General features: G+C 41.5%; 22 protein-coding genes. 9 read left to right on the forward strand and 13 right to left on the reverse strand.

What is annotated here, in order from left to right; all coding sequences use genetic code 11:
* Positions 1 to 79: 79 nt before the first annotated feature.
* The 6 genes from BM100_RS14975 to yieE form a co-directional block, all read right to left on the reverse strand.
* Positions 80 to 2071 (reverse strand): ligand-gated channel protein, encoded by a 1992-nt coding sequence (locus tag BM100_RS14975; protein WP_092512340.1) that lies wholly within the window; start codon positions 2069 to 2071, stop codon positions 80 to 82.
* 158 nt (positions 2072 to 2229) lie between these two features.
* Entirely contained in the window at positions 2230 to 3018 is a 789-nt protein-coding gene (locus BM100_RS14980; protein ID WP_092512342.1) for an ABC transporter ATP-binding protein, read from the reverse strand.
* A complete protein-coding gene (locus BM100_RS14985) occupies positions 3015 to 4100 on the reverse strand; it encodes a FecCD family ABC transporter permease (protein ID WP_092512344.1) in 1086 nt (361 codons plus the stop codon). Before BM100_RS14985 ends, BM100_RS14980 begins: the two co-directional genes overlap by 4 nt.
* A gap of 19 nt (positions 4101 to 4119) precedes the next feature.
* Complete coding sequence (locus BM100_RS14990; protein WP_274539924.1) at positions 4120 to 5220, reverse strand: ABC transporter substrate-binding protein; 1101 nt, start codon at positions 5218 to 5220, stop codon at positions 4120 to 4122.
* A gap of 262 nt (positions 5221 to 5482) precedes the next feature.
* Positions 5483 to 7015 carry an amino acid permease gene (locus BM100_RS14995; RefSeq protein ID WP_092512348.1) on the reverse strand — a complete coding sequence of 511 codons (1533 nt, stop codon included), beginning with the start codon at positions 7013 to 7015 and terminating at the stop codon, positions 5483 to 5485.
* 137 nt (positions 7016 to 7152) lie between these two features.
* The gene (yieE, locus tag BM100_RS15000) at positions 7153 to 8016 is read right to left on the reverse strand and encodes a DNA-binding transcriptional regulator YeiE (RefSeq protein ID WP_092512350.1); all 864 of its coding nucleotides are present in this window, start codon (positions 8014 to 8016) and stop codon (positions 7153 to 7155) included.
* Positions 8017 to 8204: 188 nt separating this feature from the next.
* Here yieE and BM100_RS15005 point away from each other — a divergent pair, with 188 nt between their 5' ends.
* On the forward strand, positions 8205 to 9290 hold the full coding sequence (locus BM100_RS15005; protein ID WP_092512352.1) for a YeiH family protein: 1086 nt from the start codon (positions 8205 to 8207) through the stop codon (positions 9288 to 9290).
* Between the two features lie 93 nt (positions 9291 to 9383).
* Positions 9384 to 10226 (forward strand): deoxyribonuclease IV, encoded by an 843-nt coding sequence (gene nfo, locus BM100_RS15010; protein WP_092512354.1) that lies wholly within the window; start codon positions 9384 to 9386, stop codon positions 10224 to 10226.
* On the opposite strand, the gene fruK is transcribed toward nfo, so the two are convergent.
* On the reverse strand, positions 10227 to 11165 hold the full coding sequence (gene fruK / locus BM100_RS15015; RefSeq protein WP_092512356.1) for a 1-phosphofructokinase: 939 nt from the start codon (positions 11163 to 11165) through the stop codon (positions 10227 to 10229).
* A gap of 274 nt (positions 11166 to 11439) precedes the next feature.
* Between fruK and BM100_RS15020 the strand changes: the two genes are divergently transcribed.
* The 3 genes from BM100_RS15020 to yeiP all read left to right on the forward strand — a co-directional run bounded on the left by BM100_RS15020 (position 11440) and on the right by yeiP (position 14039).
* The gene (locus tag BM100_RS15020) at positions 11440 to 11859 is read left to right on the forward strand and encodes a nucleotide triphosphate diphosphatase NUDT15 (RefSeq protein ID WP_092512358.1); all 420 of its coding nucleotides are present in this window, start codon (positions 11440 to 11442) and stop codon (positions 11857 to 11859) included.
* Between the two features lie 233 nt (positions 11860 to 12092).
* The gene (gene mtr, locus BM100_RS15025; protein ID WP_092512360.1) at positions 12093 to 13337 is read left to right on the forward strand and encodes a tryptophan permease; all 1245 of its coding nucleotides are present in this window, start codon (positions 12093 to 12095) and stop codon (positions 13335 to 13337) included.
* Positions 13338 to 13466: 129 nt separating this feature from the next.
* Positions 13467 to 14039 carry an elongation factor P-like protein YeiP gene (gene yeiP / locus BM100_RS15030; protein ID WP_092512362.1) on the forward strand — a complete coding sequence of 191 codons (573 nt, stop codon included), beginning with the start codon at positions 13467 to 13469 and terminating at the stop codon, positions 14037 to 14039.
* A gap of 78 nt (positions 14040 to 14117) precedes the next feature.
* Here the strand turns inward: yeiP and BM100_RS15035 are convergent, their stop codons facing one another.
* A complete protein-coding gene (locus BM100_RS15035; RefSeq protein WP_092512364.1) occupies positions 14118 to 14429 on the reverse strand; it encodes a hypothetical protein in 312 nt (103 codons plus the stop codon).
* Between the two features lie 282 nt (positions 14430 to 14711).
* On the reverse strand, positions 14712 to 15035 hold the full coding sequence (locus BM100_RS15040) for a type 1 fimbrial protein (protein WP_244590537.1): 324 nt from the start codon (positions 15033 to 15035) through the stop codon (positions 14712 to 14714).
* A gap of 464 nt (positions 15036 to 15499) precedes the next feature.
* Here BM100_RS15040 and BM100_RS15045 point away from each other — a divergent pair, with 464 nt between their 5' ends.
* Together BM100_RS15045 and mepS are read left to right on the forward strand one after the other, a co-directional pair.
* Positions 15500 to 16204 carry a phosphatase PAP2 family protein gene (locus tag BM100_RS15045; protein ID WP_092512366.1) on the forward strand — a complete coding sequence of 235 codons (705 nt, stop codon included), beginning with the start codon at positions 15500 to 15502 and terminating at the stop codon, positions 16202 to 16204.
* Positions 16205 to 16550: 346 nt separating this feature from the next.
* Positions 16551 to 17138: a bifunctional murein DD-endopeptidase/murein LD-carboxypeptidase gene (gene mepS, locus BM100_RS15050; RefSeq protein ID WP_092512368.1), complete on the forward strand. Its 588-nt coding sequence runs from the start codon at positions 16551 to 16553 to the stop codon at positions 17136 to 17138.
* A 119-nt stretch (positions 17139 to 17257) separates the two neighbouring features.
* On the opposite strand, the gene BM100_RS15055 is transcribed toward mepS, so the two are convergent.
* The 3 genes from BM100_RS15055 to rsuA all read right to left on the reverse strand — a co-directional run bounded on the left by BM100_RS15055 (position 17258) and on the right by rsuA (position 20133).
* Complete coding sequence (locus BM100_RS15055; RefSeq protein WP_092512370.1) at positions 17258 to 17599, reverse strand: YejG family protein; 342 nt, start codon at positions 17597 to 17599, stop codon at positions 17258 to 17260.
* Between the two features lie 621 nt (positions 17600 to 18220).
* Positions 18221 to 19408 (reverse strand): Bcr/CflA family multidrug efflux MFS transporter, encoded by a 1188-nt coding sequence (locus BM100_RS15060; RefSeq protein WP_092512372.1) that lies wholly within the window; start codon positions 19406 to 19408, stop codon positions 18221 to 18223.
* A gap of 17 nt (positions 19409 to 19425) precedes the next feature.
* A complete protein-coding gene (rsuA, locus tag BM100_RS15065; RefSeq protein ID WP_092512374.1) occupies positions 19426 to 20133 on the reverse strand; it encodes a 16S rRNA pseudouridine(516) synthase RsuA in 708 nt (235 codons plus the stop codon).
* A 309-nt stretch (positions 20134 to 20442) separates the two neighbouring features.
* Here rsuA and radD point away from each other — a divergent pair, with 309 nt between their 5' ends.
* The gene (gene radD, locus BM100_RS15070; RefSeq protein ID WP_092512376.1) at positions 20443 to 22200 is read left to right on the forward strand and encodes a DNA repair helicase RadD; all 1758 of its coding nucleotides are present in this window, start codon (positions 20443 to 20445) and stop codon (positions 22198 to 22200) included.
* Positions 22201 to 22365: 165 nt separating this feature from the next.
* Positions 22366 to 22647 (forward strand): 50S ribosomal protein L25, encoded by a 282-nt coding sequence (rplY, locus tag BM100_RS15075; protein ID WP_038235979.1) that lies wholly within the window; start codon positions 22366 to 22368, stop codon positions 22645 to 22647.
* A gap of 119 nt (positions 22648 to 22766) precedes the next feature.
* Here rplY and yejK read toward each other — a convergent pair whose 3' ends face one another.
* Complete coding sequence (gene yejK / locus BM100_RS15080; RefSeq protein ID WP_092512378.1) at positions 22767 to 23774, reverse strand: nucleoid-associated protein YejK; 1008 nt, start codon at positions 23772 to 23774, stop codon at positions 22767 to 22769.
* Positions 23775 to 24004 lie beyond the last annotated feature (230 nt).

Genomic DNA, 24004 nt, shown 5'->3' on the forward strand with positions numbered 1-24004 from the left:
AAATGATTACAGAATGACTTTATACAACGTCTAAACGTTAATTATGATTACTAATATTAATAAACAGACACAATATTAATTAAAAGTCATAATTAAGACCGATGTTGTAACGACGGCCATCAAGTGTAGTGCCGTGAGTTTCCTCAGTAACACGTTTGTCCAAGATGTTATAGACGCCACCCAGCACACGTAGCTGTTTCGTTATATTGTAAGTCATGCCTAAGTCAAAAAAGGTGTAAGAAGGACTTCCTGCTTTTGGTTGACCACGATATAAATATTCTTTTGATTTACTTCTAAAATTGACACGAGCCCATGTTTCTACTTCTGGAAGTACCTGCCAGTTCAATGTGGCATTAACCATATTTCTTGGCATCTTATTTATAGTTACTCCCTTGTATTTACCACTTTTCTGCTCTGATTCGGTATATGTATAATTTGCAGCTAATGATAAATTTTCGATAATATTCCAATTTATTGCAGACTCGATGCCACGAAGATTAGCTTTATCGACATTTACACGGTCACTGATGAAACTATAAGATTTGTCCCCAATTTTACATTTGTCGCCTTTTCCATTACTTGGATCGGTACAACTGCGTAATTCCGTAATTTTATCTTTGTAGTCTGTATTAAATACTGTCAAAGAAATATTAAAATTTTCTTGGTTATTCCAAATTACACTGATCTCTTCGCTAACACTTTTCTCTGGTTTTAGATCCGAGTTTCCTAAAATAATCCCATTTCCACCCGATCCACCAGTTGCTTGTCCCCAACCAGCAGAAACTTGTCGTAAGTTAGGTGAGCGATAACCTGTGGATATACCGCCCTTAATTGTCCATTGCTCATCAACATGCCATACGCCGTATAAACGAGGTGTCCAATTTACGCCAAAATTTTCGTCTTTATCTAATCGAATGCCTCCAGTTAAAGCGAAATCATTGGTCATTTGCCACTCATCATCTGCAAATAGCGCTCCGCTCCAACGGGTCAATTTGGTTATCTTATCATCTAACGGTAATCTGTTACTGCTATCATCTTTCAATTCCTCATAACGGTACTGTCCACCCACGCTTAATGTATGCTCATTCAACGTAAATGTTGTTTGATTATTGAACACCGTATCGTTGTATTGCATCTTGCGCTTTGGGTTATTCGATTCATCCCTTTGGATATAAGAAGTCATTGTGCCAAAATCATAAACTCCATTATGAGTTATAGAATAGTTATTACGCTTATAACGGCTTATATCATCTGGACAAGAGGTTTTCGCACATGTAAGAGTCTTGCCAAACGTCGAATCTCGGTCTTGTTCGTAACGGCCAACTTCAAAATCGAAGGTATTTTTTTCATCAGGTGTCAGAGAAAAAACCGCTGTACCATTACGCATTTCTTGCTCACTAAATCCATCAATAAATTTATCTTCATTTCGATGAGAGAACAAACCACTGACTTTCAGACCCAATAATCCTTCGATGAGTGGCCCAGCAGCATACGCGCTGGTTTGATACGTATTACCAGAACTCTTTCTCTCAGTCAGAGTAGTATCAGCACGCAAGCTTCCGTGCCACTCCTTCTGAACTTTACGGGTAATAATGTTAATAACCCCTCCCATAGCATCAGAACCATAAAGAGAAGACATTGGTCCGCGTACAACTTCAATACGCTCAATCGCTGCTAATGGGGGTATCCAGCCCTGTTCAATACCTGAACCATCACTGTTTGGACGCGTATTGCGTGTATCCATACGCTTACCATCAATCAGAATCATAGTATATTGTGATCCCATTCCACGAATGTTGATATCACTTTTACTGCCACCACCAGTAACAACCACACCCGGTACATCTTTCAATGCATCCGTGACATCACGGTAGGCTTTAGTTTCTAATTGCTCACGGCTGATAACTGAAATAGATGCAGGTGCATCTTCAATTTTTTGCTGAAAACCTGCTGCGGTAGTCACAATAATTTTATCTTCGCCATTATTAGCCATATTGTCAGCCAAAACAGAGCTGGATGACATAGCAGCAATAATGCCTACTACAATTTTTTTCTTTGCAAAAACAGACATTCCCGATTCTCCAAAAGGTAGAATAGAACTATTTAAATTAATATGGATAATCGACATAAACCCATTGCACGGGAATAATAATTTATTCCCGTCAGTATTATAATTTTTTAATTAGAGATACTTTAAAATTAATAAAGCACTCTATCTCTTTTATTATTTTAACTTACTAGCTCTGTTACTAAACCATCAATTAGTACCCGTGGTATACCTTGAGAGCAGCGCTCAATCCGGCCTTTGATGCCATAGACTTGGGCTAGGCTATCTGGCGTAATAACTTGTTCCGGTAGACCTTCAGAGATTAATTTTCCATTTTTTAACATTAATACATGGTCGCCATGTCGTAATGCAATATTGATATCGTGCACAACGACAACCGTAATAATATTACGTCGGCGTGTTTCTCGAGCGACTAAATCCATTACGTGATACTGATAATTTAAATCCAGCGCACTTAGCGGTTCATCCAATAATAATAAAGTTGGATGGCGAATTAATGATTGAGCTAATCCGACCAATTGTTTTTGCCCGCCAGATAATTGGTCCAAATAACTCAATGCCAAATGTTCAATACCGAGCTGGCGCAGCAACTCCATGACTTCTTGCTCACATTGACGGTTATTCACGCCGCCAGATGCGCGTTGAGCGACAATCACAGACTCCAATGCATGAAGGTGAACACCCGCAGGTAATGACTGAGGCAAATAAACTACGTTCTTTGCTCGTTGGGCAAAATTCATTTGCATTAAATCTTGCCCATCCAGCAATAATTCACCACTGGCTTTATTCAAACCAGCCAGCGAGCGCAAGAGTGTAGATTTCCCGCAGCCGTTTGGCCCCAATAATACCGTGATTTGACCACGTGGCAATGTACCGATATTCAGATTTTCAATCACAGGGTGTTTTGGGTATCCTGCCGTTAATTGATTAATCTTCAATCCCTGATTCATACATTCCCCCGATGGCGCAAAACAATGCTAAGGAAGAAAGGCACACCAACCAACGATGTTACGATCCCGACAGGAATAATGACTCCCGGAATCAAGTTCTTGGATGCAATAGAAGCCATTGACAGAACCAGTGCACCAATCAGAGCACTTGCAGGTAAATAGAAACGGTGATCTTCACCAAACATCATTCTGGCAATATGAGGCGCCACCAAGCCAATAAAGGCTATCGGGCCAACAAACGCAACAGCCAATGCAGTCAGAATACTGATCCGCAACAATGTTCCCAAACGAAGACGACTGATATTAATGCCAAAGCTGATAGCGCGATCTTCCCCTAAACGCAGGGCGGTTAATTTCCAGGAGTTAGACAGGGAGATAGGTAAAATGATGGCGAAAATCAGTATCATGATACCCAATTTTTCCCATGTTGCTCTGGCAAGGCTGCCCATGGTCCAAAATACCAATCCCTGCAAGGTATCTTCCGTCGCGATAAATTGCATCATGGAAACAAGCGCATTAAAGGTGAATACCATCGCAATGCCGAACAGTACAACCCCTGAAGTTGCCACTCTTGTCCAGCGGGTAACTGCATCCAGCATTAGAGCAGCGAGTAACGCAAAGAGAAACGCGTTTGCAGAGATGAACCATTGATCCGGTATTCCCGGAATCCCGATTCCCGATACAATCGCCAATGCTGCCCCAAACGAAGCAGCATTGGATACTCCCAAAGTAAACGGGCTAGCGAGTGGATTATTTAAAATTGTCTGCATTTCAGCGCCGGCCAACCCAAGGGACAGGCCAACCACTACCGCCATCAAGGTATAAGGTAATCGAATATCCCATACAATTACCCTTGTTCCTGCATCAACACTTTCTGGTGAAATCAGTGTCTTCCAGAGGGTTTGCAGAGATAACCCTGATGGCCCCATTGTAAAATCAAGTACAACAGAGGTGCCAATCACCAAGACGATGAATAACATCCATGCAATACGTCGACGTAATATATTGCGATAGTGTACTTTTATATCGCTTTCATTCAATTGCTGCTTCACCGTTGGCATAGGCTCGGTAGTAACACTCATTTTTATTACCCGTTACTGCTTATTTTTCACTGACCCAATACGTACCTGCTGGTTCAACAGCCAAGAATTTACTGTGGAGTTCTTTCAATGTTTGTTGTGGATCTAAATCTGCAAATTTTTCAGGGTAGAACCATTTAGCAAAAACTTGCGTAACGACAACGTTATAAGGCGAGTTGTAATAATGATGCCAAATCGCGTGGCTACGCCCTTCTTTCACCGCAGTTAGGTTATTGATGCCTTTACGTTCAGTAATAGTTTTCAGGCCAGCACGGGCTATATCCGCGGAAGTCTTAGCCCCCATCTGGATCCCAACACCTTTTTCACCCGGATCTTGTGCACCGCTTGCGATATAAATATAAGGATCTTCAGCAATCACTTTTTCCAGATTCATGGTTCCCAACGGAGCTGGTAACACGGCTTTGGCAATGTTTTTGCCTCCGGCCAGGTCAATGAAATCACCCATATTGCCGTTGCCTGCTGTACCGCAGCAATCTTCGCTTGAACCGGCTCTTAGTTCAATAAACACTGAAGGCTTCTGAGCCTCTGCTATACGGTCAGTAATATCAGTGACTAATTTCTGGTTTTTTTCATAAAAATCAGCATAGGCATTGGCTTGTTCTTCGCGATGCAAGACCTTACCCAGCATACGAATACTTGGTAATGTATTTTTCAAAGGATCGTTGCGGAAATCGACAAAAACAACAGGCACGCCCGCTTTTTCCAATTGCTTCACCAGTTCGCTGTTTTTCCCTGGCCCATGACCAGACAAACCAAAAATAGCGATATCAGGATTGAGTGTTAGTACTTTTTCAGAGCTGACACTTTCAGCACTTGTGTTACCAATCAGAGGAATGTTATCGATTTCAGGGAATTTTGCTTTGTAGACAGAGTAAGTTTGTGGATCCAATTTACGGAAATCACCTTGCCATCCGGCGATACGAGCCAGTGGTTTGTCCCCTTCCAACAATGCAACCGAATGGAACAGACGGCCTTCACCTAGCAAGATACGATCAACTTTCTTTGGTACCTCAATAGTACGTCCAGCAACATCAGTGACTGTTTCAGCCCAGGATGCAAAACTTGCTACCATGGCAGAGCCTGCCATTAGACTGATACTCATACTTTTCACGACTGCTCGAAATGCAAACTTCACTTTAGTTAGCCTCTTCATGACACAATTTTGCTGTTAACAATAAAGCAAATAAGAATACTTATCAATGCGATTGGAGCGGTATAACCGAAATTTACCGTTCAACTTCCCCAGCTAACCCTATGAAAAATAAAAACTGCCAATTCCATCACAGAATCGGCAGTTTCTTGCAAAGAAAATACAATAATATGTTAATCAATAAATAGCAATTTATCTGAGTTCTATTAACAAGTTAGCTTTTATCAGAATAGTTAAATGCCGGAAATTCCATCTCATTATATTTAATAAAACGGGTTTTCTTTTTCAACTTGTAACCAAACCAGATAAGCAGGAATAATGGAATGCCAATGTAAGTGGCGATCACACCATACCAATCAATAGTATCTTGCAAAAATGCCTGATAATTCTGACCCAGCGTGATGGTTAAACATAACACAAAGGCAAAAATCGGCCCGATTGGGAAAAAGCCTGAACGATATGGCAGGCTATTTAGATCCAAGCCTTGCGCTACGTAACCTTTGCGGAAACGGTAGTGGCTGATTGCAATACCCAACCATGCAATAAACCCGGTCATTCCTGAAGTATTCAATAACCACAGATATACCGTTTGGTTGCCAAACATAGAACTAAAGAAGCATAACCCAGCAACCACCGTCGTCGCGTAAAGTGCATTGCGCGGCACCCCACCTTTCGACAAGTGACCAAAGATCTTCGGTGCCTTACCTTCTCTTGCCAATGTGAATAGCATACGCGTTGAGGCATACATTCCAGAATTGCCCGCCGACAATACAGCCGTCAATATAACTGCATTCATAAGAGCTGCGGCTGACAACAATCCGGCATTTTCAAATACCAGTGTAAACGGGCTGACACTGATATCCTTTACGTCATTACGCAATAAGCTAGGATCAGTATAAGGAATGATCAGACTGATAATTAAAATGGCAAACACATAGAATAATAGGATGCGCCAAAACACCTTACGCACTGCACGTGGGATATTTTTTGCTGGATCTTTAGATTCCCCCGCAGTAATGCCAATCAGCTCTGTTCCCTGGAAGGAGAAACCGACAATCATTGCCACCCCAATCATGGCAGAGAAACCGCCTGCGAAGGGAGCATCGGCAATTTCCCAGTTATGCCAGCCTGCACTTTCAGCGCCTTTCATAATGCCGACAATCATCAGAATACCGACAATAATGAAGACAATTACCGTAGAAACTTTGATCAAGGAAAACCAATATTCCGCTTCACCAAAGCCTTTGACGGAAATGTAATTCAACAAGAAAATCAAACCAAGGAATAGCGCACTCCATACCCAGCCAGGAACATCATTGAACCAATATCCCATGACCAATTGTGCCGCTACGAGGTCAACCGCAATCGTGACTGCCCAGTTGTACCAGTAGTTCCATCCCAATGCGAAACCGAAACCTTCATCAACGTACTTAGAACCATAGGTTGAAAATGATCCTGAAACTGGCATGTATGCTGCTAATTCGCCCAAGCTGGTCATCAAGAAATAGACCATGAGGCCAATTAACGCATAAGAAAGCAAAGCGCCTCCGGGGCCAGCCTGAGAAATTGTTGCACCAGATGCAACAAACAGCCCTGTTCCAATTGAACCACCAATGGCAATCATTGCCATGTGACGAGCTTTTAATTCACGGCGCAAAGTTGTTGGAGCTTGCGTACTTTTATCCTGTGACGTACTTTGATCTCGTGACGTACTTTGACCTCGCGACGTACCTTGTTCTTGAGACATTCTATTCCTATATTATTGAATAACTATAATGTGGGATTGTAACAAATCCTTGTCCCTAGAATAGTAACGAATGCTTGGTTATAAGATACCTTCATAATCCACAGCTAATTATTAGCTGCACGATTAGATTCTAATAATTAATTACAATAACTTAATAATTTTTGTAACGCATTGGACATGTGTTTTTGGCGATGGTAAATCAGATACAGAGTACGTTTCAGATGAAGCCCGGGAATTATCAGTTCGGTTAATGTGCCATTTTTCAACTGCTCTTGGATAACCCGGCGCGAAAGGCAACTGATCCCCATTCCATACTGAACTGCATGTTTAATGGCTTCCGAATTTCCCAATTCCATAGCAATATTGAATCTCGGCATCTGTGAAAACAGCAGATGATCAAGCACTTCCCTTGTTCCGGAACCCTTTTCCCGCAATATCCAAGGAGCGCTAATCAAATCCTCCACAGTAATCTCACGCTTCAATAATGGATTTTCAGGTGAAGAAAAGATGACCAGCTCGTCTTTCATCCAGGGCTGTGCGATAACTTCAGGATCATGACACAGACCTTCAATCAGCCCTAAATCAACCCGAAATTCCACCACTGCCCTTATGACATCTTCAGTATTGCTGATATTCAATTCCAAAGGCGTATCAGGATAATCCTGACGATATTTCGCCAGCATTTCAGGCAGCATATAGTTACCAATAGTACTGCTGGCCGCCAGCCGCAATGCTCCTAATTCCAGTTTGAAAAGTTGCTCCACTTCGCCTACCTGTTCAAGCAATGCCAATGCCTTGGGATAAAGCAGACGCCCATGTTCATTGGTCACCAGCCGTTTACCTACCCTGTCAAACAGCTGCACACCCAATTGCCCTTCGAGATCTGTCAGCGACGCACTCACCGCAGATTGTGATAACGCTAACTGCTGAGAAGCCTGTGTCGTTGAACCACTTTTTAGAACTTCTGTAAATATTTCCAGTTGTCTCAGAGTGATACGCATATGGCCTCACGGGACGCAAAATAAGTTAGAAGGAAGATAGTCTTGATTTTAGACAGTATTATGCAACTTAACAAAAATCACCTTAGCTAATTTGCTTTACTGGTTAGTTATATAGATTTTATCAATTTTATTGATTTGAAAATATTCTATATGCTTATTCCTAAAACATATAAGCATAGGTCATTGCAATGTCTGAAAATCAACTGAGGGGATTCACAAAACCCTACCAACATACCGTATTAAAGTTAGTTCCTGGATTATTATTGACAATGGTGCTGACAGCCCTCGCTACCTATATCGGCAATATTTCATGGTTTATTAATCTAGGGCTAGGCACCCTGACGCTTGCCATTCTATTGGGGATGCTTGTCGGCAATACGCTGTATCCTTACTTAAAATCTTCTTGTGATCATGGCATTCATTTTTCCAAGCATTATTTGTTGCGGGCAGGCATTATTCTTTATGGATTCAGGTTAACATTTCAACAAATCACGGATATTGGCACAACTGGGATCCTGATTGATATCATCATGCTTTCTTCAACTTTCTTTATTACCGTGTGGCTTGGCCGCAATTTGTTTCGGCTGGATAACCAAACTGTATTGCTGATTGGTGCAGGAAGCAGTATTTGCGGAGCCGCCGCGGTTATGGCAACAGAGCCCGTTGTCAAATCATCTGCCAGTAAAGTCACTGTTGCTGTCTCTACCGTTGTGATTTTTGGCACACTCGCCATTTTTATCTACCCATGGTTTTACCAGCTAATGGCTCATTATCAATGGATTAACTTCTCGCAAGAAACCTTTGGTATTTTTGCTGGCTCAACGGTTCACGAAGTCGCTCAGGTCGTCGCCATTGGGCATACGGTAGGAAATGAGGCTGAAAATGCAGCGGTAATTAGCAAAATGATCCGCGTTATGATGCTGGCTCCCTTTTTGTTGCTTCTTTCTGGCTATGTCAGCCGCAGCTTAAAGGCGAAAAATACCTCTGATTCTCCCCAAAACTCCCCAATCTCCATTCCCTGGTTTGCAGTCTTCTTCATTATCGCCGCAGGTTTTAACTCTTTTCATTTTCTGCCCGACTTCTTGGTCGAATTTATCATTGCCGCTGATACCATAATGTTAGCCATGGCAATGGTTGCCCTCGGTTTGACCACTCATATCAGTGCCATCCGTCAGGCAGGTGTAAAACCCATTCTGTTGGCGCTCATAGTTTTTATTTGGTTGATGGTCGGAGGATTGATAGTTAATCAAGGCATTCAGCATTTATTGAACTAGGTAAATTTCACGTTTAGCTAAACTAGCTGGTTATGACAGGATTTTATCAACCGGATGAACAATGCCATAATAAGAGAAAATAGGAGAAAAAATATGAAATTTGTTGGAGCCCATGTGAGCGCGGCGGGCGGTGTTGATCAAGCGGTGATCCGTGCTCATGAATTAAACGCAACGGCATTTGCCTTATTCACTAAAAATCAACGTCAATGGCACGCACCACCGTTATCATCTGATGTCATTGATAAATTTAAAGCAAACTGTGAGCGTTATGGCTATGGTAGCCGACAAATTCTTCCCCATGACAGCTATCTGATCAATCTAGGTCATCCTGAAACAGAAGCCTTGGAAAAGTCCCGCGCAGCTTTTCTTGATGAGATGCAACGTTGTGAACAATTGGGCATTGATTTATTGAATTTTCATCCAGGCAGTCATCTCAATAAAATTGACATAGATAAATGCCTCGCCCATATCGCTGAGTCCATCAATATCACGCTGGATAAAACACAAGGCGTTACAGCAGTCATTGAGAACACCGCCGGCCAAGGAACCAACCTCGGTTTCAAATTTGAACAGCTCGCCGCAATTATTGATGGTGTTGAAGATAAAACCCGTGTCGGTGTCTGTATTGATACCTGTCACGCTTTTGCAGCCGGTTACGACTTGCGCACGGAAAAGGATTGTGAGGAAACCTTCAAGGCATTTGATCAAATTGTGGGATTTAACTATCTCAAAGCCATGCACCTGAACGATGCCAAGAGTGAATTCTCCAGTCGCGTCGACCGGCATCATAGCCTTGGCGAAGGTAACATCGGTAAAACGCCTTTCAGTTATATCATGAAAGATGATCGCTTCAATAATATTCCCTTGGTTCTTGAAACGATCAATCCAGATATCTGGGATCAAGAAATTGCCTGGCTAAAATCCCAGCAAGTCTAATCACCTGAGCGAAGTTAGTTCTATCTTTGACATCATTGATGCCAATTCAATTCTGCTTCTAATCCCAACATCCGGCTGGCTGACCGTAAGTGCAGAAACCGCGGTAGCCAGACGCAATGTATATTCGCTGGATTCACGCATCAGTAAACCGTAAACCAAGCCACCGACCATGGAGTCCCCTGCCCCAACAGTGCTGACCACTTCACAATGTGGTGGTTTTGCCAACCATGCGCCGGAGGCATTAACCCATAATGCCCCTTGTTCCCCCAATGAAATGACGACATGGGCTATTCCTTTATCACGCAATTCATGAGCCACATCAATGATGCTGTCCAAATCTGGCAACGGTTTGCCTGCCCAAATTTCTAATTCATGGTGATTGGGCTTTACCAGCCAAGGTGATGCCTCAAGACCGGCAACAAGGGCTTCGCGGCTGCTGTCGAAAATAATACACGGGCAACGTTGCCGCAGCTGCATCATCCAGTCTGCAAATCGTTCTGGCTTGATCCCTTCAGCCAAGCTTCCGCTGACTACAACCATATCGAACTGATCTATCCACATGAGGGAATCATTAACAAACTGCTCCCACTCTTCTTCTGTCACATGAAAACCAGAAAAGTTAAAATCCGTCACTTCACCATGTTTTTCTGTCAGTTTCACATTGATGCGCGTTCGTCCCGAAACTAAATGGAAACGATTTATCATATTATTTTCGCTGAAAAACTGTTGAAACCCTTCCTGATTTTCCCGTCCCAAAAATCCACTGACCGTGACATCAATGCCTAAATCACGTAAAACCTTCGCGACGTTATTTCCTTTACCGGCAGCATGGAGTCCTGCCGTCTGTACACGGTTAACGCTTCCCTTGACAATATCTGGGCACAAGCCAACTAGATCATAAGCTGGATTTAAGGTAATGGTGGCAACTCGACGGCTCATTTTGCCCGGTCTCTCCTGAATAAACAGTCATAAGTAAAATTAAGATTTATCTGTTATTTATAACATCAAAATTGAATCGTTTCAGTTAAAATTACTACTTGATTGATCATTGTGTTACCACGATCTAAAAGTAAGAATATTCTGCGAAAAAAATTAAAACTTCTTCAGTGCAAATAGCGAGAGCAAAGATAACGATGACAACTGTAGTGATGACCAATAAAATAACCGTCCTGCATCCAAATACGCCGTTACCATTCGCTGGAGGAATGTATCTGTGTCTGTTGTAGTCGGAGTTGGTGTCATTATCGTTAATGATAACGGTGAAATCTTATTGGGAAAACGAACCAGCCAACATGCACCTTATTGGTCTATCTTTGGCGGCCATGTTGATCCCGGTGAATCATTTGAAGAATGCGCGATTCGTGAAATTAAGGAAGAAATTGGTTTAACCATCCAAGACCCGAAAGTTTATGGCATCTGCAATAACCTTGAAACTTACCGTGAGGAAGGGAAGCATACCGTTTCAGTTTGCTTATTGGCTCAATACTGCGGTGGAGAACCTCAATTAATGGAGCCTGAAAAATGTGAGCAATTGATTTGGTGCAATCCTGAACATCTCCCTGAACCCCATTTTGAAGCCAGTCGCAATGCAATCAAACTGTGGAAAAACTCTCAATTTTATTCAATTGGGTAACATCATTATTACTCGATAAATAGCCGGCCTGAAACCCCAAAAAAGTTAACCACTTGAAAAATTGAATTAAAAATAAAGGGAGGTTATTTAGCTGATAACCCCCTCGTCCCCGTTGTAAGGCAAATACAACAACCTCCATTTCGTTTTCTTCTCATAAATATCTATTTACACTCATTATTCATTAATGTATCGTTGCGCTAGTACAAGGTAACATCATTCATCAGGGAGCCCACATGGCTATTGAAGTAACGCAAAATTCTAAACGCCCCTCCATCTTTGGTGGTGCGATGATCATTGCCGGTACCGCTGTCGGTGCAGGTATGTTTTCCATCCCTATTGTTACTTCAGGTGTGTGGTTCACAGGATCGATAATTTTGCTGGTATATACCTGTGTTTGCCTTTACTTCTCCGGCTTGATGATTTTAGAAGCTAACCTGAATTATCCCGCAGGCTCCAGTTTCCATACCATTACGAAAGATTTATTAGGTAATGGCTGGAGTGCTATTAATGGATTATCTGTCACTTTCGTTTTATACATCCTGACCTATGCGTATGTTTCTGCCGGAAGTTCAATTATTTTCCACAATATTCAAGACAGCATTCCAATAACACAGCCGGTGGCGGGTCTGATTTTCGCTTTTGTTGTTGCCTTTATCGTCTGGTTATCCACTAAAGCAGTAGACCGTTTAAGTACCATATTGATCGGCGGTATGGTAATTACCTTTGCCATGTCTGTTGGCGGAATGTTTGTTGATGTCAAAACTGCCATTTTATTCGACCATGCCAGTACCGAGATGAGCTATTTACCCTATGCTCTGGTTGCGCTGCCTTATTTGCTGACTTCATTTGGCTATCACGGAAACGTTCCAGGCTTGGTCAAATATTATAATAAAGACAGTCGGGCCGTTGCGCGCAGCTTGTTATATGGCACATTGTTAACATTGACCATTTACATCTTGTGGCAGTATGTGATTCAGGGCAATATTCCCCGAGAAGCCTTCAAGCAAATCATTGCTGATGGGGGTAACATCGGTAACTTGCTGCAACAAATGAATATGGCATCCAGCAGTAAAACTGTGACCCAATTGTTGAATACTTTCTCATATATGGCATTAGCAAGTTCATTTTTGGGAGTTTCACTCGGATTGTTTGACTACCTGGCTGACTTCTTTAAATTCGACGATAGCCGCCAAGGCCGCTTAAAAACAGCGCTGATTACTTTTGTTCCTCCTACCATTCTCGCATTGATCTTTCCGAACGGATTTTTATATGCGATCGGTTTCGCAGGATTGGCAGCAACAATTTGGGCAGTTATTGTTCCGGCATTAATGGTTCGAGCCAGCCGTAAGCGCTACCCTTTATCCAGCTACCGTGCACCGGGCGGTAGCTTTTTAATCGGGTTCATTATTCTGTTTGGCTTGATAAACGCTGTAACGCATATTCTCTCGTTGTTTAATCTGCTGCCAACTTACCGTTAATATTCCCTCCGGCCCCGATATTTTTATCGGGGCATCTATTCATTTCTTGCCTAAAAGGACGACTGCGAGTAATTTTGTCGCCACTCGAATATTCATTCCACAATTTCCTTGTTCTTATGGAAGGTATCTATGGCTAAAGCCAATGAAATTAAACGCGGCGCTGCTGTCAGCCACAATGGAAAATTATTGCTCGTTAAAGACATCGATATTCAATCTCCCAGTGCACGTGGTGCCAGCACTTTGTATAAAATGCGTTTCACGGATATTCGTACTGGTCAAAAAGTTGAAGAGCGTTTCAAAGGTGATGATATCCTTGAAACCATCACATTGACTCGCCGTGCAGTGAGTTTTTCTTATATTGACGGTGATGAATATATCTTCATGGATGACGAAGATTTCACCCCTTATCACTTCAAGAAAGAACAAATTGAAGAAGAATTGCTGTTCATTCCAGAGGAAGGATTACCTGGAATGCAAGTATTGACAATGGAAGGCCAATTGTTGGCTCTCGAATTGCCACAAACGGTTGATATGGTAATTGAAGAAACATCACCGGGCATTAAGGGCGCATCTGCCAGTGCTCGTACTAAACCCGCTAAAATGGCTACAGGGCTGACGATTCAAGTACCTGAGTACCTGAGTTCTGGCGAAAAAGTCCGCATTCATATAGCAGAACGTCGCTATATGGGTCGCTGTGATTAATTCTGGATTCTTAAATATGAGCTGCTCTTTTAGCTAACAAAATAACTTGACGAAAAGAGCAACTCATCGCCTATTAAGTTAGAAATAATCCACATTAACGACTGCCACTCGTTTTTGGGCATCAGTCCACTTCACACTGGAAACACCAATATTGCCAGGAAGCATGACATTGCCTGTTGTTTTATGCGTTGAAATAACTTGCTTAACGGTAAAGTTTTGTCCTAATCGATAGCAAGAGATATTGGCCTGGGTGTTTGATACGACAACTTGACATCCTGGATCAACAATCGCACCTGAAAACTGAATTATTCCTCCTGTAGATTCAGCATATCCATAAGAAAGCCATGAGAGTAATAAACAACTAATTACTAATTTAAGATAGTTCTGCATGGTCACCTCACTTTCGTTTTTCCATTAACTAAAACTCAGTTACCTTTTATCCCCTCATCTCCATCATAACTATTTCATGTGAAAAAAATACGACGTCAACATCTTTTATTGATAAAAATCAAAAGTGAATTTAAGTCAGAAAAATAACAACAATAATTTTATTAAATAGTTTACAAAACTGTTATGAAAAATCATCACTGAACTAAATTGCAAAAACCATATTTCATACTGATTTATCTTAAATATAAAAATCAAAATAATAAGACGCTATTTATAAAATATTTAGTGATAAGTAATAGTAATTAAGCCTAACCTTTTATTTTCTCCTACCCATTTTATTTCTTCTGTTCCTATATGCTTTTGGAGAGATAAGGGGGACTTGCTATCCACTTGATATTTTATAGTTTTACTTTGATTTAATGACTTGCCATTATACCAACAAACCGTTTCAGTATGCTCTTCATCCCAATTAAATTGGCATGGGGGATCAACAATCGCACCATGAAAGTGAACAAGTCCAGAACTTGAAGTTGGCGAAGAATACGCCATGGCAGGATAATATAAAGACATAAATAAAAAAGTCGTCATTTTTCGTAACATAAGCATTCAACCTCCACAATTGGTATTATTATCTTTTTCAATTTAGCCCCGCGCTAATTTGAAAACCAGATAATGGTGTAACGCTCTGCTATCTATATAACGATATAACGGAAAATAAAACAAATTCTTTATACTTTTTATTTACATTATCTTAAATTCGAAATAATGTTCTAATAAATTAAGATATGAGGGAGTTAACTCGCAGTTATTTAATAATAGTCAAGCATCTATATTACACCAAATATATATTTTCGTTACTGGCATGAGGATTTAGCTATTTTTTCGATATCGCAAAATCATTTCCATATTAACAATGAGCGAACTCATTAATAAAATGTATAAATATGCTGATATAACCACACCTTAACCATGCTCCCCTCAGGTTATTACGCTTTCTACTAAATTTTGTTATAGTGCCATTTCAGTTAATTTGACTACCAAAATCCATTTTTGCGTTAAATAGGTAACCCATGACCCGCAGTCACCCACTAGCCATACTTGTGCTCAATATCCTTGGTATCACCCTGTTTCTCTCATGGTATCTGCCTGAGAATCACGGCTTTTGGTTTCATATTGATTCCGCCATCTTTTATTTTTTCAATGAAAAACTACTGCCAGACTCAAAATTTGCCCTATTTGTTGCTATCGCGAATGTCAGGGCGTTTGATGTCATTTCACTGTTGTTCATGGGATTACTGTATTACAGTGCGTTTCGTAAACAAGATTACGCGGGCAAGCGTCGGCTATTCATGATTGGCCTGGTGATGCTTATTTCGGCTGTTATCATTAATCAGATCGGCCATCAAATCCCAGTCAGTCGCCCAAGCCCGACGTTAACTTTTGAAAATGTTAACCGCATAAACGAAATGACAACTTGGCATACAAAAGATGCATCCAAAGATAGCTTTCCCGGCGATCATGGATTAATGCTACTGATTTTCAGCAGCTTTATTCTGCGTTATATTTCCCGCGGTGCATTTTTTGTTGCTCTGTTGATTATGATCGCTTTCGCCTTGCCACGAATCATGGCCGGCGCTCACTGGTTTACAGATGTTGCCGTAGGCTCCCTGTCTTTGACGCTCATAGGAATGAGCTGGGTACTGCTGACACCACTTAGTGACATCATGGCAAAATGGCTGGATGACAAATTGCCTCACATCGGGCGGGGCAATTAAGGGAATAATATTGGGGAGATGTCAGTTATCTCCCCAATATTACAAAAAATTTATCAAATCAGGATGAAATACCAGCAAGCCATTCTAAGCTCTTAGTTCCTAATCTAATTTTTTGTAAAGACTCTCTATTGTCTCTCGCTTTTCACTAATGATTTCAGTACTCTTTCACCCGTCCTTTTTATTAAAATAATACACTTTGTAAAGATAATAATAAAATGTGTTGCTTCGCACACTTTAGGGACAGAAAATTTGTTAATTCACCGTCTTCTGACTACGCTTTAAACCGTTAAGTGTTTTTATATGGTGGTGAAAATCACATTAAGGACTGCAAGGGAAAAACAATACAATGGTCACATCTCAACCAATACTGAGATATATATTGCGGCTCATTCCCGCAATTTTAGTAGCAGTAACACTAACCGCCTGTAGTTCACCAGATTCTAAGCTTCATAATAAACAAACTGAGACGCATGCAGTAAATTCCCAAAAGCATTTCTTACTGCAACCATCTCAGGATGAATTTGAAACTTTGGTTAAGAGTCTGGATATAAAGTCTAAACTGCTTGATCAATATGCAGACTGGAAAGGTGTTGCCTATCGCCTCGGTGGAAACACAAAGCGCGGCATTGATTGCTCCGCTTTTGTTCAGCGAACTTTTCATGATCAATTTGGCATGGCACTTCCCCGCTCCACACTAGAACAGCAAAACATTGGCCAAACAGTCAGCCGTTCTAAATTGCGCGCTGGAGATTTGGTGTTGTTCAAGACAGGTGCCCATATGCGCCATGTCGGTATCTATATCGGTAATAACCAATTTGTACATGCTTCCACCAGTAGCGGCGTTATGGTTTCCAAACTGACTGATAACTACTGGAATAAACGTTATTATGGGGCTAGACGGGTCTTGTCAGATAATACGAAAGTATCGATATAGCCCTGCACTTAAATCGAGTAAACGTCCCATTACTCAAACATATTCCTTGCAGACAATTAAAAAACGCTTCCATTTTGGAAGCGTTTTTTATCAATGAGTAAAACAATAACTAGCGATAATTAGAGTGGATACAACGCAGTTATGTTTTCCGCAATTGCAGCACCTAACGTCTTTAAGCGACATATCACTGCACTCTCATCTTCCTTGGCAAAAAACAAGCATGGCTCCCCTTCCCACTCAATCACTGCACTTAATATCTGTAGATCAGCAATAGACTGATTTATAACATGTAAGATATCCCGTGCCTTCTCACCTTCATGGCTTAATAACTTCAGCCCTGTAAGGCTACCTATGTCTGTCTCTTCCGCTGGCAATATTTCAACCTTGGTGCCAACGAAGCCAGATGACCACCGATAACTTTGCGGTAGCCTGTGTACCACCGAAAGTTGGATATTATTCACGTATTATTCCTATCAGAAACAACATTAATACATTTAACCACCGGCTATAGGCTATTGATTCGTCAAAACCGAATAACCACCCAACAAAAAAGTAAATAAAAAGTTAAAATAAAAAATCGTCTTATTGCACTTTTTTTGTCCTACACCTTAAAAAAAGTGCGATCAACCTCGCATTTTGTATATATTTATACTGTTTAGGTAAAAAATTCAACTTATTTTTATGCAATATGGCAACTTTTCATTCAATTTTTATTTACATATTCACTCTTTTCAGGCTTTGCTCCGTATAAATGGAAGCATAATATGCTTTAGTTACAACAGATTGATTGGTGCTAGATCTAGTATCATCTATAGATATAGAATTAGCCACAAAAAATTAACAAAAAACCAACACAAAATTGCTAACTGGCATCATTACGCAAAAAAAAATCTACATTTATTGTTGATAGCTCGATATTTCCTGTCTATTAGAAAAGTAAATGTATCTTCACGGATTCAAGATCATTTTTAGAAAGCAGCAACCATTATCGGTTGGAGAAGATAGGCACTAAGTCTTTGCTTTTTGATGTATGGACGCAAATAACAGGCTATCCATGCGATGGATAGCCCTGCAAAAAAAATTTACTGTGATGTCTTACGGGCATAGATAACAAGCGATACGGCCAACACCGCACATAGCACCATTGATCCCACCATTGGCCAGGCATTTTCCTCTGGTAATAAAGACAAAGACGCCCCCACTAAAGCAGCAATACTAAAACGGATGGTGCCTGCCAAAGAAGAAACGGTTCCAGCCATATGGGGATAATCATCCAGTATTACCGCCATAGAATTCGATGTAATCATGGAAATGCCGCTAATATAAATAGCAACGCCCATAACTAAAGAAATAAAACCGAAATCAAACAGAGTGCTGATAAACAACCACAGCCCCATAATAAATTGGACAGACAACCCAACATGCAGCATTGTCAATGGGCCATATTTACGGACGCACTGGCTATTAATCGTTGCCATGATGAACAGAAAAATGATGTTCAAACCAAAATAGTACCCAAAATCCTGTACGGATACGCCATTCAATTTTATATAAACAAACGCCCCAACGGTCAGAAAAGAGAACATTCCTGAAAAGGAAAAACCACTGGCCAAGATGTAACACAATACCTGACGTTGCCGGAACAGCATCACAAATTGCTTCATCGTGGTTCGTAAATGAAATTTCTGCCTTTTCTCTTTCGGCAGTGTTTCTCTAATGAAGATAGCGACCAAAGCCAAAGCGATGACCGACACTATGGCTATTGACCAAAAAATCGCGTGCCAGTTAAACCATATCATCACCATCCCACCTAACATGGGAGCCAATAAAGGAGCAATAACCATCACCAATGTCACAAATGACATACTGCGTGAGAATTCCTCTTTCGTGAACATATCACGCATTAAGGCGTTAATGACAACACCGGCTGCTGCTGCGGAAAAACCATGCAAGAAACGCATGGAAATAAAGGCATGAATATCTTGGGCCAAAGCACAAGCGGCTGAAGATATCGCAAAAACAATGACGCCACCTAGAATAACCGGCTTACGTCCCCAACTATCTGACATCGGCCCATAAATGATTTGCCCAATGGCAAAGCCAAAAATATAACTATTCTGCGTCATTTGCACCAAACCATCACTGACACCAAAGTCTTCAGCAATCGTTGGCATACTTGGCAAATACATATCAATTGCCAATGGCATTAACATAGAAAGCAAACCAAGGATCAGGACTAATCCTAAATAGGATAACCTCTGTTGTTGCACGTGTTGCTCCTGAAAAATTAAAGTGTTGGCGTTTGTATGCTATTAATTTCACTCTCAGTCAGCGCCCGGTATTCACCCGGCTCTAATTGAGCATCGAGATAAATTTCACCAATTCGTTCTCGATGAAGCTCAACAACGTGATTTCCCACTGCTGCAAACATGCGTTTTACTTGATGGTAACGCCCTTCGCTGATAGTCAAACGTACTAATTGAGGTTCGATAATTTCCAGTTTTGCAGGTTTTGTAACTGTTTTCTCTCCGTTTAATTGCACTCCAGCCAGAAATTTCTCCTCGGTGTCCTCTGATATTGCTTGTTCTAATGTAACAAGGTACGTTTTTTCGCAATGATGTTTGGGTGATGTAATGCGGTGAGACCATTGGCCATCATCTGTCAGCAACACTAAACCAGTGGTATCAATATCTAATCGCCCGGCAGAATGTAATTTATGGGCAACCGGCTCATCAATAAAATATAGGATTGTCGGATTTGAGGGATCATCTGTTGAACAGACATAGCCTTGGGGTTTATTCAACATGAAATAACGCGGGCCGCTTAATTGTTGCAATACTGTTCCATCATAAGCAACTTGCTGTTCAGGCTTTAATTTATAGGCCCCTGCTTTGATGATTTCATCATCAACAGTAACTCGCCCTACCCTTAGCTCGCGTCCCACATCATTGCGGCTGATACCTAACTGTTGTGATAAAAATTTATCTAATCGCATGAATAGATCTACCTGGTAAAAAAATAAACATGAATATGCCTTAAATATTACAAATAATTCCAATACGTTACGTATCTATTGTTTTCAAGATGCAGCCTGTTGGCCCATTTTAAAATCTATTGAGTATAGAGATAACAGATTCAACAAATACTTTTTATGACAATAATAATCCGTCCCACTATAGCATCATCATAGCCCGCCTGATTCACAACATATCGGGAAGTCATTTCTCGCCAGCAAGGTTGGAGGAAAGATGTTATTCTCTACATCAACTATCTTTTATCTGATACCAATGACAGTAACATAAAAATGGCTTTTATTTTACGCCCTTATCAACAGGAAGCAGTTGATGCCACCATCCGCTATTTCCGGCAACACAAAGATCCAGCAGTTATCGTTTTACCTACAGGGGCAGGTAAGAGCCTAGTCATTGCAGAATTGGCAAAACTGGCCCACGGACGCGTTTTAGTGCTGGCTCATGTCAAAGAACTCGTTGCACAAAACCACAGCAAATATTGTGCATACGGGTTAAATGCCGATATTTTTTCAGCCGGATTAAATCAAAAACAAAGTGAAGGGAAAGTCGTTTTTGGCAGTATACAGTCCATTGCCCGTAATTTGGATCGTTTTAACCATCACTTTTCCCTGTTAATCATTGATGAATGCCACCGCATCAGTGATGACGAGAACAGCCAATATCAACAAATCATCCAACAACTCAAAAAAAATAATCCCCAACTACGTATTTTAGGCTTAACGGCAACACCTTACCGTTTAGGCTCTGGTTGGATATACCAATATCATTACCATGGCATGATACGTGGCGATGAACAGAGTTTTTTTCGCGATTGCATTTATGAACTTCCGCTGCGTTATATGATTAAACACCGTTTTTTGGTTCCCCCAGAAAGACTGGATATGCCCGTAATGCAATATGACTTCAGTCAAGTACGCACCAGCCAACAAGGGATTTTCAATGAAGCAGATTTGAATCGGGAACTTAAGCGTCAAAAACGTATTACACCTCATATCGTTAAACAGATTATCGGGTACGGACAAGACCGAAAGGGCATAATGATTTTTGCAGCTACGGTCGAGCATGCCAAAGAGATATTTCAATTATTGCCAGCCGGGCAAACCGCTTTGGTTAGCGCAGATACTCCCGCATCTGAGCGAGATTTTTTGATAACCGAATTTAAAGAACAGCGATTACGTTATATGGTTAACGTTGCCGTACTAACGACAGGGTTTGATGCTCCCCATGTTGATTTAATCGCTATATTGCGGCCGACAGAATCCGTTAGCCTTTACCAACAAATTGTTGGCCGCGGGTTGCGCCTATTTCCGGATAAGCAAGAGTGCTTAATTCTGGATTACGCGGGAAATCCTCACGATCTATACACGCCTGAAGTAGGCAGCAGCAAGCCCAATTCACAAAGCCAGCCTGTACAAGTCTTCTGCCCTATTTGCCAATTCGCCAATACGTTTTGGGGAACATGCACCGCGGACGGTGAAATTATTGAGCATTTTGGGCGGCGTTGCCAAGGTTGGGAAATCGATATTAATGGAAACAAGCAACAATGTGAATTCCGCTTTCGTTTTAAATCTTGTCCACATTGTGGGGCAGAAAACGACATTGCTGCCCGACGCTGCCACCGTTGTGAGGAAATTCTGGTCGATCCAGATGATATGCTGAAAGCCGCCTTAAAATTGAAAGATGCTTTAGTACTGCGTTGTGGTGGAATGCAATTAACGCCGGGACAAGATGCCAAAGGTGAATGGCTGAAAATCACCTATTATGATGAAGATGGGGCAGATGTTTCAGAATTGTTCCGTTTATCTACACCAGCCCAGAAAAAAGTATTCGAACTGCAATTTCTTCGCCAACATCAACGGGCACCCGGCACGGCTTTCCACTGGAAAACCGCAGAAGACATTGCCCATCAGCTCCCTTTATTGCGCCACCCTGATTTTGTCGTAGCGCGCAAAAAAGGGCAATTCTGGCAGATCCGAGAAAAAGTTTTTGACTATCAAGGGCGCTTTAGACGAGCTGATTCTCTGTACTGAATCTTCGCAATAATCGGTCGGAGACATATTTCCATTTGCTGTCATATCGGTTTTTCGTTAGAATGCCGCCCGCTTAACATAACATATAATGTTAAGCCAAGTATCGAACCTGCTGCTGGGTCGCCTGTAGCAGGATTTATTTTCTTCTTTTACAGAGAAAAAATAATGTTAACTATTAATGCAGAAGTACGTAAAGAGCAGGGCAAGGGTGCGAGCCGCCGCCTGCGTAGAGCTAACAAGTTTCCAGCAATCATTTATGGTGGTAACCAAGAACCAGTTTCTATCGAACTGGATCACGATGCAGTTATCAACCACGAAAGCAAGCCAGAATTCTACGAAGTTATGACTCTGGTTGTTGATGGTAAAGAAACTAAAGTTAAAGTGCAGGCAGTACAGCGTCATCCGTTTAAACCTAAACTGACGCACATCGATTTCCTGCGTGCTTAATTAGCCACAGTCGAGCTTTTATCGGGACGCCGAGTAAATAACGCCGCATTTGCGGCGTTATTTATTTTTATCGCTTTATATTCTTTTACCGCTCAAACCACTAACGGCATCAATAAATATTAGCGATTGCCACCGCTACGGCGTTGCAATTGATCACGCAAATTTGGCGGAGTACCTTTGATCGTTAATGTATCGGTTACGGGATCCCAAAAAATCCGCTCTCCCATCAGCATGGCATCAAAGTTGATAGTTAAGCCTCCCCCGCTGCCTGCAAACTTTGTCAATTGACGCAAAGTTCCGCGATCGGCAGGAAAACTTTCTTCCAGCTCATACCCCTTTTCCTGTGAGAACTGCTGGAAATTTTGTTCACCCAATGGAGGCAATTCCTGGGATAAATCCTGTAGCTTAATCTCTTCGCCTGCCTGCAATTGTTCGTTGCAGTAGCCATAAACTTGCTGTCGATAAGCCTGGCGCTCATTTTTATCCAACTGTGCCGATTCACAGTAATCATCCACCGCCTGCAATAGTCCTTTATTCTGCACTTTTGCATTCATGCCTTCACTGGCCGCCAGAAAATCCATAAAAAAGTCAGAAACCTTACGACCCACACGACCTTTCAAGAAGGTAAGATACCGGCTTGATTCAGGATTAGTTTCCCATTCAGTCAAATCAATTCTTGCCACAATATCGGCATGAGGAATATCAAGATACTGTGTCGTATTGATATCCAGCTCATCATTGACAGACATACTGTTGCAGCTATTCAGCACGGCAATAAACAAATACTCCACAGCCAAATATCGATATTGGCAAAACAGCACTGTTCCGCCTTCTGCAAACGGATATTTTGCCAATTCGTCTTTCAAACGAACTGTTGCCGCCCGACTAAAGCCGAGAAAATCATCATTCCCTTTACGCTGGTGATGGAGAGATTCTGCCAGTTCACTCTCTTCATTGAACAAACCATAAGCCTTACTTTTTGCACTATACACCCGGTGCAGCTCCGCCATCATATCTTCTACTACTTGATTGGTATCGAGCAGAGAATCACGTAGAATCACTTCCAACGTTTGTTCATCACGTTTAATCAGTCGGTGTAACGCGATCTGGGTAATTTCCAGACTCATTATTTATACTCCTTTTGCAGCTTTGACCGAACTAGGCCTTGCAGTTAGCGGCGTATTCAAACACTGTTATCTTTATGCTGCAACCAAAAAACCAAGTGATGGAAAAGCGTTCATAATTGAGTTATCAACGCTCGCATACAGCGTTTAAAATAGCGCAACAAATTCAAAAATGGCAGTAATGCCCGCTTCAGGGAATTAATTTGTTATAAAAAAGCAGAAAAACGCCCCTC

Origin of the sequence: Xenorhabdus mauleonii, from assembly GCF_900113945.1 — a bacterium.
In the GTDB taxonomy this organism is placed as follows: Bacteria; Pseudomonadota; Gammaproteobacteria; order Enterobacterales; family Enterobacteriaceae; genus Xenorhabdus; species Xenorhabdus mauleonii.

Excerpts from the sequence above, each read along its gene's own strand:
- BM100_RS14985 (WP_092512344.1), bottom strand. The coding sequence starts at position 4,100 with ATGAGTGTTACTACCGAGCCTATGCCAACGGTGAAGCAGCAATTGAAT.
- BM100_RS14990 (WP_274539924.1), bottom strand. The coding sequence starts at position 5,220 with ATGAGTATCAGTCTAATGGCAGGCTCTGCCATGGTAGCAAGTTTTGCA.
- yieE (WP_092512350.1), bottom strand. The coding sequence starts at position 8,016 with ATGCGTATCACTCTGAGACAACTGGAAATATTTACAGAAGTTCTAAAA.
- BM100_RS15035 (WP_092512364.1), bottom strand. The coding sequence starts at position 14,429 with ATGCAGAACTATCTTAAATTAGTAATTAGTTGTTTATTACTCTCATGG.
- BM100_RS15005 (WP_092512352.1), top strand. The coding sequence starts at position 8,205 with ATGTCTGAAAATCAACTGAGGGGATTCACAAAACCCTACCAACATACC.
- nfo (WP_092512354.1), top strand. The coding sequence starts at position 9,384 with ATGAAATTTGTTGGAGCCCATGTGAGCGCGGCGGGCGGTGTTGATCAA.
- BM100_RS14975 (WP_092512340.1), bottom strand. The coding sequence starts at position 2,071 with ATGTCTGTTTTTGCAAAGAAAAAAATTGTAGTAGGCATTATTGCTGCT.
- mtr (WP_092512360.1), top strand. The coding sequence starts at position 12,093 with ATGGCTATTGAAGTAACGCAAAATTCTAAACGCCCCTCCATCTTTGGT.
- mepS (WP_092512368.1), top strand. The coding sequence starts at position 16,551 with ATGGTCACATCTCAACCAATACTGAGATATATATTGCGGCTCATTCCC.
- yeiP (WP_092512362.1), top strand. The coding sequence starts at position 13,467 with ATGGCTAAAGCCAATGAAATTAAACGCGGCGCTGCTGTCAGCCACAAT.
- BM100_RS14980 (WP_092512342.1), bottom strand. The coding sequence starts at position 3,018 with ATGAATCAGGGATTGAAGATTAATCAATTAACGGCAGGATACCCAAAA.
- rplY (WP_038235979.1), top strand. The coding sequence starts at position 22,366 with ATGTTAACTATTAATGCAGAAGTACGTAAAGAGCAGGGCAAGGGTGCG.
- yejK (WP_092512378.1), bottom strand. The coding sequence starts at position 23,774 with ATGAGTCTGGAAATTACCCAGATCGCGTTACACCGACTGATTAAACGT.
- BM100_RS15045 (WP_092512366.1), top strand. The coding sequence starts at position 15,500 with ATGACCCGCAGTCACCCACTAGCCATACTTGTGCTCAATATCCTTGGT.
- BM100_RS15040 (WP_244590537.1), bottom strand. The coding sequence starts at position 15,035 with ATGCTTATGTTACGAAAAATGACGACTTTTTTATTTATGTCTTTATAT.
- rsuA (WP_092512374.1), bottom strand. The coding sequence starts at position 20,133 with ATGCGATTAGATAAATTTTTATCACAACAGTTAGGTATCAGCCGCAAT.
- BM100_RS14995 (WP_092512348.1), bottom strand. The coding sequence starts at position 7,015 with ATGTCTCAAGAACAAGGTACGTCGCGAGGTCAAAGTACGTCACGAGAT.
- radD (WP_092512376.1), top strand. The coding sequence starts at position 20,443 with ATGGCTTTTATTTTACGCCCTTATCAACAGGAAGCAGTTGATGCCACC.
- fruK (WP_092512356.1), bottom strand. The coding sequence starts at position 11,165 with ATGAGCCGTCGAGTTGCCACCATTACCTTAAATCCAGCTTATGATCTA.